Source organism: Acetivibrio clariflavus DSM 19732, assembly GCF_000237085.1.
Classification (GTDB): Bacteria; Bacillota; Clostridia; order Acetivibrionales; family Acetivibrionaceae; genus Acetivibrio; species Acetivibrio clariflavus.
The window spans coordinates 22,438-34,517 of the sequence record NC_016627.1; the positions used below are offsets into that span (position 1 = coordinate 22,438).

Sequence of the window (12,080 nt, forward strand, 5' to 3'; positions counted from 1 at the left end):
AAAGATGAATAAAGCTGCCTATAATATATTAGCAGCTTTATTTTTTCATTACAACATATTATTAAAAAACTTATAAAATTTAATTGGCAGCAAAGTTTACTGTCAAAGCATTATAAATGATAACAGACATTTCACCGCGGGTTAATGGCTGGTTAGGAGAAAGGGACAAATTTTTGTTAAGATTGAGTTCAGACCCTTTATTAACCACATTGTCAGGCCATTTCCCTTTCAAACTTTTTTCATAGCCTAAGGCTCTTATAACTACGGCTAATGCCTCGGCATAAGTTACATCCTTATCCGGAGCTATAGTATTGTCAGGATATCCTGTAACAAGTTCATATTTAAGAGCAAGACCAATATTATTATAAGCCCAGTGGTTTTTCTTCAAATCCTTAAAAGTAATTTTTGTGTTTTCTAAATTTGTATCTTTGTCATATCCCATCATTTTTACAACCAGAGTAATAAACTCGCTTCTTTTAATTTTGTTATCAAGCCTGAGAGTTCCATCCTCATACCCTTTCATTATTCCAAGATCGACTAAAGTATTTGCATTTTGCTCAATTACGGATTCACTGGAGGATGCAGCATAAGGAATATTTATGTTTGCTATTAATGAGAAGATTACAGTTAAAATGATAATAAAAACTAATTGCTTTTTCATTTGTATATGTAGCACCCCTTATTACTAATTAATTTTATATTTGTTAATAAAATTATTGCATATTTTTCGGTACAACGTATAAGCGACTAATGCAAATTATTATTAAATTAATTTTAAAAGCATTGATATAAATATTATCGAGTACAATTCAATTATACACTATGAAAAATAATATAAATATTAAAAAAAAGTTACATTTTAATAAATGTATAAAATGTTATGCAATAACTAATTATATTTATAAAGAATGAAGTAACACTTTAAATTTTGTTAATGTTATTTCAAATAAGCTTATAATTGCTATTTCAAAGGTTTGCCTTATAAATCTGAAGTATACAATTGTGATGTTGTTTTGAAGCCCAAAATAAAAGGATTTCAACTTAAAATAACATTGCTTTGAGATTTGCCAAACAAATTTATTGGTTATTTCATTTTGCTTTAATATACCTAATTTTAAGGAGGATAAAAAATGTCAAGAACAGTTGTAGCTATTTTTGATGATTATTCCCATGCTGAAAATGCCGCAAGACAAATAAAAGAAAAAGGACTTAGGACAGATGATATTTCTATTATTGTAAAAGATAGGGAAGATAATAGGGATACAAATGGAACAACAGGATTAAATATGAGTACAAGTCCAAAAGGTATTAATGACAATATATCTGATGGAGTAATATCAGGAGGCATACTTGGAGGACTTGCGGGATTGTTGATTGGTGCTGGAAGCATGGTAATTCCCGGATTGGGAATAATTGCTGCAGCGGGTCCAATTGCAGGATTATTATCAGGAGCGGTAACAGGAGGTATAGTTGGAGGTCTTGTTGACCTTGGAATTCCGGAAAGTAAAAGTCGTCAATACGAAACTGATATAAAAGCTGGAAAAATTCTTTTTAGCATGAAAGCAGACGATGATAAAGTTTCCTTCATTAGTTCAATATTAAAAAATAATGGAGCAGTAAGTGTAGATAGCTATTAGCATTCTTATAAAACTTCAGGAAAGACTTGTAAAAAATATTATTTTTATCAAGTTTAAAATTCTCAATCGTTAAATATAAATTGAGTTTGCAAATGGGAATATAAACAATTTTTTATACTTTGAAAATCAAAGAGACAGGAAAAACTCAAAGGCTTCCTTTACAGTATTACTGCTATAAAGGAAGCCTTTTTATAAAAAGTTTAATAATTATACTACATCGGCAATATCAATAGGTTGTGAATCAATAACTCCATCCGAATGAGAATTTACAGTATTATCGTTAGGCGATGCTGCTTCGCCCGGTGTAGCAGATGCAGAGGAAGTTGCTTTAGGAACTTTTTTCGTACCTACTTTAATAGTTTTGTCCAGAGTTTTATAGGTACTTCTGTGAATTTTTGTTTTACTCTGCACCTCTCCATTTATCTTAACAATCTTGTAAGTATCAATTACGTATCCTGTCATTCCATTGTCAACAACTACTTTTTGTCCCTCCGGAAGATTGGAATCATAAATATACTTAACGGGAGCAGGTGTTGAGCTTACCTGAACAGTAGTGAATTCAACTGTTTTATTGGGGTTTTCATTGGTACCTATGATTGTAAATACAACACGATTGTCGCTGGTAACCTTTCCTTGAATTTTTATTGGCATATTGGTGTTATTTCTAAACTTAAAATCGACGGAAGAAGCATAATCTACCGCTGCATCCAGCCCAAAAGGAACGTAAGATACTGTGAACATATGATTGCTTCTGGATACTGTTTCTAAGTCTGCTTTTAGTGTTGAATTGTATAAAGTTGTAGATACCTGGCAAATACCTCCGCCTATATCTTTGACTATTTTACCTCCCACATATGAATTCGCAGGCAAATACCCTCTGTCAGCTGTTCTTGGACCAACGACTTCATTGAACGAAAAAACATCACCCGGCAATAATATTGTTCCGTCTATTTTTGAAGTTGCCAGCTTCATATTTACTGCTCTATTAGCATTATTAACAGTATTCGTAGAAAAACTTGTACTTGCCGTTGAAAGAACATCTCTAAATAAATTAGCTTCAAATACAGAAGTTGTTATTTTAGGTTCAATGAATTTCACCGGAAGTACTTTTTCGGTATCATATTGATTTTCAATTTGCTTTATAATATTCGTCAATTCATCTTTCTCTATAGATCTTCCTCTGGAATGAGGAACTATGGAAATTTTTTTGTTATCATCTAATTTTGCTTTTGCATCAACAGGTTCAGCACAGATTTTATTATAAATTTCATCAACATTAATACTGCTTGGAGGAACTATTATTGTAGGAACATCATGTTCTAATTCGGTACATGACTTTACTGACTCCTCTATGGCTTTATAAATGTTGTCTGTATCAATTTGTTCACCGGGATGTCCTATACGTAATGTGACCTTTGAATCTTCTATAACTAAATCTGCTTCTTTTACAGGTTTTATTGTTTCATTATTGAAATCATCAATTATTTTTTTTAGAGTATTTTTATCATAAGAATAGTTCATTTCGATTATCTTACCATTTTTTTTGAGGCGGGATACTTCCATAAGTCTCTTAAATATATTGCCTTGCCTACCTGTGTTCATAACTTCGTCTATTGCCTTTTCTATGTCGTACTTTACACCAATTTCTGAAAATGTAAATTCTCTTACTTTATCCTTATATTTCAGGATAATTTTGTTATTATTAATTTTTTCAGAAAAATTAGCTGTCAAAAACGAATATAAATCGTTTTTTGACATTTTACTGACATTGTAATTATTGATATAAATTCCCTTATAAGTTTTGCTGTACGCCAAAGTAGAAATAGAATAAATAAGAAAAGATAAAATCGATAATGAGATTACCATTAACGTAAAAAGTATAAATATTTTTTTCGGTTTTTCTTTAAAGTTTTTCTTTACTATTTCAAGGTTTGCCATAACTACACTCCATTTTAATAAATTTGATTTATTTATAATAAATATTAGACTGTATATGTTTATAAAAAGTTCGTTGAAAGCTAATAATTATATTAGTTAGCTTAATTTTTTACAGTATATAATAATTATCTCAATATTAAAAGGAAAAAACAATATATTTTTCTATGTAAAAATGTAAACTTAAGTTTATATAACAATAAAATGCATAAAGAAGTAAAAAGAAAATCAATAATTCAATTGCTATTATATGTATAGATTGTATAATTTTTGCTTATACTTATAAAAAGAACATTTAGTTAACTTTAATTATATGTATATATTTAAAACTCTTTGAATTAATACATTGTGAAAATGAAAATATTTTTTCTAGTAAATTAAAAGTTATTATACCAATATTTTGCGACAAACATATATTGAAATAAGAAATGTTCAAAATTTATAGGTATAAGGTGATTTTATGAATTTGAATATTCAAAAACAGGAAAAATTGAAAGAACATAAAAGCTATATTTTTCAGAGAGTTTTTAACTTTCTAAATATTATCAAAAGCAATGAGTTCACGGAAAAAGATGCAATTGAAACCCAGAATCTTATAGAAAGCATAATAAAAGCTAAAAAGGAATGGATAGAAGCTAGTGAAGACTTTAATTATGCAGTGGACAAGGAAATGATTGACTATTTTACATATAAAATTAAAGCTTATGAAGCAAGATATGAGTATCTATTAAGAATTGCAAAGGAGAAAGGAATAAAATATGATGCAAAATTAACTAAAAAATAAATATGTTATATATTGATTTAAAGTATAAACCAATATATATGTGTTTAAATCTCATAAGTATAAATTTATTAAAGGTTGTTCTGAATACTGTACAAATTATGCTTTGCGAGAAATATCCTTTTTAAATAGCTATAGTATAAGTATTATGCAAATATATCCTTAAAAATCCCTTAAAAAATTAAAATATATACAGTTAATTATCATTATGTAATAAATTTTTTATATTTTTTATATATTTTTAATAGTAGTTATTACTATAAATATATATTGATTTTTATATATTATTCCGAATGAAAATAAACAGAGAGTGAAGTGATAATTTATGAACATAGAGTATAGTACTATTTTCTTGTATATAGCAGGAATAATATTTCTGTTTTTCCTTGGAAGAATATTTGCAGGACCTATGAAAGTAGTTGCAAGACTTATAGGTAGCTCAATATTAGGAGGTATAGTAATTTTTGTATTGAATCTGATAGGCAGTTTTTTTAATTTTTGTATTGCATTAAATTTTATCACATCCTTTATTGTAGGAACACTTGGGATACCCGGTATTTGTTTGATAATAGCACTGCAATATATTTTGAAAGCGTAAAATATTAATATATTTTCCTAAAAAATTTAAGGAGCTATGCAAAAATGTATGGCTTCTTGTTTTTTTATTTTATAGATGAGTACTTAGAAATAATTAAATAAAACCTTTTTGTTTCCAACAAATTTAGGCTTTGTTTTTTTAAAAAAAAGTGTTACAATAGATAAGTAAAAAACTTTGTTTATAATTTAACGAGAGAGATTGCTTGGGTTGTGTCATTATAATTTTGATGCTTCAAAGTTATGCCCTATAAGATTTTATTAATCTTATACCAGCATTTCTTCCAACTTTCATGTAGAAATAAGATAGTACAAAGCAGGATAAGAGTTTATCTTGTAATGTACTTTGTATACATTGTAATGTATACAGTATCTACAAGGAAGTAAAAAGCGAAAAAACGAAGTTCTAATAATAAAAAGGGGGAAGTGAAAAATGTCAAGACTTAAACAATCAATGGACGGTAATACAGCTGCTGCTCATGTGGCTTACGCTTTTACAGAAGTTGCTGCTATTTACCCCATTACACCGTCAAGTCCAATGGCTGATTGTGTTGATCAATGGTCCGCTGCTGGCAGAGAAAATATTTTCGGTAATCAAGTTAAAGTTGTTGAGCTTCAATCGGAAGCAGGTGCTGCAGGAACTGTTCACGGTTCTCTTGCTGCCGGTGCTTTAACATCAACATTTACAGCTTCACAGGGACTGCTTTTAATGATTCCAAATATGTATAAAATAGCTGGAGAATTGCTTCCGAGCGTATTTCACGTATCGGCACGTACTGTTGCTACACATGCTTTGAACATTTTTGGTGACCACAGCGATGTTTATGCTTGCCGCCAGACAGGATTTGCTATGTTGGCTGAGTCAAATCCTCAGGAAGTTATGGATTTAAGTGCAGTAGCACATCTTGCATCAATAGAGGGAAGAATACCTTTTATCAGTTTCTTTGACGGATTCCGTACATCCCATGAAATGCAAAAAATAGAAGTATGGGATTACGCTGATTTAAAAGAAATGTGCAATATGGATGCTGTAAAAGCTTTCCGTGACCGTGCATTGAATCCTGAGAATCCGAAGATGCGTGGATCCCATGAGAATGGAGATATATTCTTCCAGCATCGTGAAGCATGTAACGTTTATTATGACACATTGCCGGCTATTGTTGAAAAATACATGGCAATGGTTAATAAGAAAATTGGAACAAATTATGATCTCTTCAACTATTACGGAGCACCCGATGCTGACCGTGTTATTGTTGCAATGGGATCTTTCTGTGATGTAACTGAAGAAGTTGTAGATTACCTAAATGCCCATGGAGAAAAAGTTGGACTTATTAAAGTTCGTTTGTACCGTCCCTGGGTTTCTAGCAGTTTCTTAAAAGTGCTTCCTAAGACAGTTAAGAAAATTGCAGTTCTTGACCGTACGAAAGAACCGGGTGCATTGGGTGAACCATTATACTTAGATGTTTCATCTACAATCCGTGAGGCAGGTCTCAATGATGTAGTGGTTGTAAACGGACGTTATGGACTCGGATCAAAAGATACTCCTCCATCATCGGTATTTGCTGTTTACACCGAGCTTAAGAAGGATAATCCTAAGCCACGCTTTACAATAGGTATTGTAGACGATGTTACGCATTTGAGTTTGCCGGAAGTTAAACCAGCACCTATTACAGCTGCACCAGGTACAATAGAATGTAAATTCTGGGGTCTTGGCGGAGATGGTACTGTTGGTGCCAATAAAAACTCCACAAAGATCATCGGTGACCATACAGATAAATATATTCAGGCATATTTCCAATACGATTCAAAGAAAACCGGTGGAGTTACCATTTCTCATTTGAGATTCGGTGATAAGCCCATTAGAAGTCCTTATTATATAAATCAGGCTGATTTTGTTGCCTGTCACAATCCGTCCTATGTATTAAAGGGCTTCAAAATGGTTCAGGATGTTAAGCCGGGTGGAATTTTCCTTATCAACTGCCAGTGGTCTGATGAAGAATTATCCACCAAATTAAATGCTGAAACCAAGAAATATATTGCAGACAACAATATTCAGTTATATACAATAAATGCTATTGATATAGCTCTTGAAATAGGTATGGGTAAACGTACCAATACAATTCTTCAATCTGCATTCTTCAAACTGGCAAATATTATGCCTATTGAGGATGCCGTAAAATATATGAAAGAAGCAGCGAAGAAATCATACGGAAGTAAAGGCGATGCTGTTGTTGAAATGAATTATAAGGCAATAGATGCCGGAGTGAATGCACTTCATAAAGTAGAAGTTCCTGCTTCCTGGTCAAACCCTGAAGCTGATGCTCCTGCTCCGGAACTTAAAGGTCGTCCTGAAACAGTTAAATTGGTTAAAAATCTTATGAATCCGATAGCATTAATGGATGGCGACAGCCTTCCGGTATCAGCCTTCAAGGATAATCCTGACGGAGAGTTTGAGCATGGTGCTTCTGCTTATGAAAAACGTGCTATAGCTGTAACTGTTCCCGAGTGGGATCAGGAAAAATGTATTCAGTGTAACAGCTGTGCCTTTGTATGTTCCCATGCGACAATCCGTCCGTTTATGTTAAGTGAGGAAGAAATAAAAGCTGCTCCTTCAAATATCAAACTTGCCGATACCAAGCCTAAGGCCAGCGAATATAAATATACAATGAGTGTATCTCCTATGGATTGTATGGGCTGCGGAGAATGTATTACAGTATGTCCTAGGGATGCTATAAAGATGGTACCTCAAGAGTCTCAACTTCATGAGCAGCCTGTATTTGATTATTTGGTTGCAAATGTTAGCAAGAAACCTGGAGTACCTGCTGAAACTACGGTTAAAGGTTCCCAGTTCAACCAGCCGCTTCTTGAGTTCTCGGGAAGTTGTGCAGGATGTGCCGAAACGTCTTATGCGCGTTTGGTTACCCAGTTGTTTGGTGAGCAAATGTATATATCCAATGCGACAGGTTGTTCTTCCATCTGGGGAGGTCCTGCTGCAGCCAGTCCGTATACAGTAAATAAAGACTCCAAGATGGGTCCTGCCTGGGCTAACTCACTGTTTGAAGATAATGCAGAGCATGGATTCGGTATGTATTTAGGACAAAAAGTTATTCGTGAACAGGCAATTGCAAAACTTGAAAAGATAGCAGCTTCAGATAAAGCATCTGAAGAATTGAAGGCAGCTATTGCCAAATTCATGGAAACTAAGGATAATACAAAAGAAAATGCACCTGCAACCAAAGCATTGGTTGCTGAGCTTGAAAAAGCTGCTAATGCAGGATGTGAACTTTCTAAAGAAGTTCTTGATAAAAAGCAGTTCCTTGCAAAGAAATCCGTATGGATCTTTGGTGGTGACGGATGGGCTTATGATATAGGATTCGGTGGTCTTGACCATGTTATTGCTACCGGTGAAAATGTAAACATAATGGTATTTGATACAGAAATGTATTCAAATACAGGTGGACAGACATCTAAAGCTTCAACTTTAGGAGAAGTTTGTCAGTTTGCTGCTTCAGGAAAAGAAACTGCGAAAAAGAATCTTGCTGAAATAGCTATGAGTTATGGATATGTATATGTTGCACAAATTGCTCTTGGTGCTAACCCGGCTCAAGCTATAAAGGTTATTGCAGAAGCTGAAGCCTATAACGGACCTTCGTTAATTATTGCATATGCTCCTTGTGAACTTCATGGAGTAAAAGGTGGAATGAGACATTGCCAGGATGAAATGAAAAAAGCAGTTGCATCCGGTTACTGGAATCTCTTCTCCTACAATCCTGCTCTTAAAGCTGAAGGTAAGAATCCTCTTACTATATCTTCTAAACCTGGTGATGGAAGCTATCAGGAATTCTTAAGCAGTGAAACACGTTTTGCACGTCTGGCTCGTGCGTTCCCGGAACGTGCCGAAAAGCTGTTTAAAGAGTCCGAAAAAGCTGCTAAAGAGCGTTATGAGCGTTTAGTAAAACTGTCAGAACTCTATAATAATTGACAATAGAAATAAAAAACCGCACTAGCAATTATAGTGCGGTTTTTTTTCTTAATTAATTATTTAATTTTTGCTGTGAAAAATTTATTTTGGTCAATACTAATACGTAAATTATATATTTAGCCGATAAGTCTGTGAATTGATTTTGGTGCAACGGGTTGGTAAAAAAATACCCAAGATGCTGTGCTTGCAGAAAAAAGAGCGAGTGTAGTCAGAATAGCTGCAACTGCTTCAAAAAATTTTTTCATTTCAATTGTACCCCCCTAATTATAATTTTCTATATCTTTTGATATATTTATGATGCATTAATTTTCTAAATACTATAATGAAGTTCAAATAAACATAAATCTAAATTTTTAAAAAAATTTTGTATCTTCTGTAGACGAAATTAATTCTTCTTTTTGGGTATTGAAATAAATTCATATATTTCTGTATAAATTGTTTTTTAATATAAATAGTATTCCGGATATATATATGAAGATATAATTGTAAAACTTTTGCCGGAGCTGTGGCTTAAGTTTTTGCGAGCACTAGTAATTCTTATTTATTATCAAATGTGTCTTGAGTCTTTCTATTGCATCTTTTGCCTCTGTTATATTTTCTTCGTTTATGAGGTTGGAGATATACGTTATGTTCTGCAAAAATTCGTTAGTGTTCAGTTTATTTTTATTTTTGTAATAGTCGGTGGTATTTTTTACAGCTAAAGTTAATATGATGATTACAAACAAAATCAAATATATGTTAATTCTAATTAAAGAACCATCTATGGATAGGACTTCATTCGGATCACCGAAAATTACCATTTTAGTTAATAGAAAAGCTAAAAAAACTAATGTACTTACTGACAAAACATAGACAATAATTTGTATATAATATTCCTTTTTTTTGACATCCTTTCTTTCGAAATCAATTATCTTAATGCGGAATTTGTATGACAAAATTATTAATGCAAGCTGAAGCATACGTGTTGGCAGAGAAAGTAAAAATAAAAGGATTGTATTTGAATATATAAAGTCAATATTGCTTGCAATAAACGGTTGCGCAAAGGAAAGCCACAATACTTCCGTTATTACTTGTAAGGCAAGTCCAAATATTGAAGCAATAATTGATTCATAAAGTTTGAGTTTTAATAAGAATATAAAAAGCAAAGGTGTAATTAATATATATACCAATAAACTTTCTTCACCAGATACTCTATTATGAAAATATAAAGATAATGCTGCAGAGATTATAGCATATATTAAAATCCTTATTATATTTTTTTTGTTTTCACTAAAAAAAGAAAACTTTCCAACCGATAGGATGCTTAATATTCCAATTAAAAATGCCTCAGGAAGACTGATCAATAAAAATCCTAAATAAGAATTATTCATAATTAACACATCCTTATATTTAGTAATTATATAATTTATTTCCATGCATTTGTTTCATAAAGCAAATTGATTTTAAATCCATGTTTATTATTAAATTATTAATATAATATATTTTGATTGATTTAAAACTTAAAAACTGATTTATATTATATAGGTCCATAACTATTGACAAAAGAAAAATTATTTATATACGAAAATATAAAAAGTTTTATTTTATAGCTTTAATTTCATTTGCTATTGTTTCTATAAGGCTGTTTAGGGTATTTGTACTAATTCCCTTTATTTTGGCATCCATTGCTGCTTTTATGTATACCAGATTTTCTTTTTCAAGAACAAACTTTTTCACATCATCGGGTAAAAGTGAAAATTTTATATATTCATTATTTAACTGTTCATGAACTGATTTTAGTAAGTTTTTTCTATAGGCTTCTTTTTCTTTTTTTAGAGTTTCTTCAGTATTATGAATTAGCCAGAAATCAGTGCTTACTTGTGCGTATTTGCTTAGAATATTCAGTGTGCCGGGAAATGGCTGTATTTCTCCGTTAATATAACCTTTAATTTGACTAGGTTCTATCTGATATCCCGTTTTTTCATATATATCCTTTGACAGCTCTTCGATGCTCATACTACCCATTACCAGCTTAAGATTATTTGCAAAAATATGCATATCAAATTTTTTTGTAAGGCTATTATCATCGTTTAAATAACCGGCTTTTTTCATAAGTTCTTCATAGGGGTAGTTGTAAGCCTTCGATATTATTTTCAGCATTTCCGGCTTGGGGTTTGAGTCTTTGCCGGTTCTTGGATCTTTGCCTTTTTCCAATATGCTTAAATATGAATAACTAATGCCCATATTTTTTGCTGCTTGTCTTATTGACCAATTCTTACTTAACCTTATTTCCCGGAAAAGTTTTGCTAAGTCGCTCACTGAATCACCTTTAGTGCCTGTTTTTTCTTACAATAATATATAATTTTTTACACCAAATGTAAAGAAAAATAATAAAAAATTTTTTTTAATACTTGAGGTATTTGAAATAGGCTAATTGAATGGAAAAATTGATAAATTATTGCCGGGTAATATATTAATTTTGTAGCCATATATTGACATAGAGATATGTGTAAGCTAAACTATTATCCGGTAAGTATAATATTTTTTTAAACTTATTATGTTATTTTTAGTAAATATAGTATTATTAAGTAAGTTGAAAATATATAATAATTCAAAAATTGGTTTTGTATTTAATCTGACAATTTTTTAAATATAAATTCAATGTACGATTATATAAAAAATTTAATTATATATAAATTAGTTTTATATAAAAACTATATTAGGGGTGAGTAATTAGTAATGATGCATGCGAAGAAAAAGCTTCTTAGCGAATTGGTCAAATTTATTGAAATATGCCAGGGAAATTTATTGAGCGGTAAAATTAATGGAGAAACCTATTCTTTACTCGCCGATGTGAAATTTGAATTTTTAAAAAATTTTTTGAAATCAGAAATCAGTAATTTAGATTTTGAAAAAGAATTTTCATATAGAATAAAGAGACTTTTTTTAATCAATAGTCTGATAAAAAGTTACTGTCTGCCATATGTAAATAAAGAGGTAAGATAAATAATAATTTATATTTACCGTATAAATAAAAAAACATAATTTATTATAAACCTTGATAAAGGATAAACAAACCTGAATCAAGGTTTTTATATTTTTATTTTGTGCATTGACAAATTTAAGAAATAAATTCTAGTAGCTAATTTATATGCATATATTTAGATAAATG

The 12,080-nt window shown here is 31.1% G+C and carries 10 protein-coding genes; 5 read left to right on the forward strand and 5 right to left on the reverse strand.

From position 1 onward, the window contains the following. Positions 1-79 precede the first annotated feature (79 nt). Positions 80-661, reverse strand: a complete 582-nt coding sequence (locus CLOCL_RS00090) for an S-layer homology domain-containing protein (protein ID WP_014253414.1) — start codon at positions 659-661, stop codon at positions 80-82. A 469-nt stretch (positions 662-1,130) separates the two neighbouring features. Between CLOCL_RS00090 and CLOCL_RS00095 the strand changes: the two genes are divergently transcribed. Then, positions 1,131-1,637, forward strand: a complete 507-nt coding sequence (locus CLOCL_RS00095) for a hypothetical protein (protein WP_014253415.1) — start codon at positions 1,131-1,133, stop codon at positions 1,635-1,637. A gap of 207 nt (positions 1,638-1,844) precedes the next feature. On the opposite strand, the gene CLOCL_RS00100 is transcribed toward CLOCL_RS00095, so the two are convergent. Beyond that, entirely contained in the window at positions 1,845-3,575 is a 1,731-nt protein-coding gene (locus tag CLOCL_RS00100) for a VanW family protein (RefSeq protein ID WP_014253416.1), read from the reverse strand. A gap of 457 nt (positions 3,576-4,032) precedes the next feature. Between CLOCL_RS00100 and CLOCL_RS00105 the strand changes: the two genes are divergently transcribed. From CLOCL_RS00105 to nifJ, 3 genes are all read left to right on the forward strand, one after another. Then, positions 4,033-4,356 (forward strand): DUF2508 family protein, encoded by a 324-nt coding sequence (locus CLOCL_RS00105; protein WP_014253417.1) that lies wholly within the window; start codon positions 4,033-4,035, stop codon positions 4,354-4,356. Positions 4,357-4,678: 322 nt separating this feature from the next. Then, complete coding sequence (locus tag CLOCL_RS00110) at positions 4,679-4,951, forward strand: pro-sigmaK processing inhibitor BofA family protein (protein ID WP_014253418.1); 273 nt, start codon at positions 4,679-4,681, stop codon at positions 4,949-4,951. Positions 4,952-5,380: 429 nt separating this feature from the next. After that, positions 5,381-8,929, forward strand: a complete 3,549-nt coding sequence (gene nifJ, locus CLOCL_RS00115; protein ID WP_014253419.1) for a pyruvate:ferredoxin (flavodoxin) oxidoreductase — start codon at positions 5,381-5,383, stop codon at positions 8,927-8,929. A 116-nt stretch (positions 8,930-9,045) separates the two neighbouring features. On the opposite strand, the gene CLOCL_RS00120 is transcribed toward nifJ, so the two are convergent. The 3 genes from CLOCL_RS00120 to CLOCL_RS00130 all read right to left on the reverse strand — a co-directional run bounded on the left by CLOCL_RS00120 (position 9,046) and on the right by CLOCL_RS00130 (position 11,227). After that, positions 9,046-9,174 carry a cyclic lactone autoinducer peptide gene (locus CLOCL_RS00120; protein ID WP_014253420.1) on the reverse strand — a complete coding sequence of 43 codons (129 nt, stop codon included), beginning with the start codon at positions 9,172-9,174 and terminating at the stop codon, positions 9,046-9,048. 282 nt (positions 9,175-9,456) lie between these two features. Next, entirely contained in the window at positions 9,457-10,344 is an 888-nt protein-coding gene (locus CLOCL_RS00125; protein WP_245532822.1) for a hypothetical protein, read from the reverse strand. 163 nt (positions 10,345-10,507) lie between these two features. Then, complete coding sequence (locus CLOCL_RS00130; RefSeq protein ID WP_014253422.1) at positions 10,508-11,227, reverse strand: helix-turn-helix domain-containing protein; 720 nt, start codon at positions 11,225-11,227, stop codon at positions 10,508-10,510. A 420-nt stretch (positions 11,228-11,647) separates the two neighbouring features. Between CLOCL_RS00130 and CLOCL_RS00135 the strand changes: the two genes are divergently transcribed. Beyond that, on the forward strand, positions 11,648-11,914 hold the full coding sequence (locus tag CLOCL_RS00135) for a hypothetical protein (protein WP_014253423.1): 267 nt from the start codon (positions 11,648-11,650) through the stop codon (positions 11,912-11,914). The last annotated feature ends 166 nt before the right edge of the window (positions 11,915-12,080 follow it).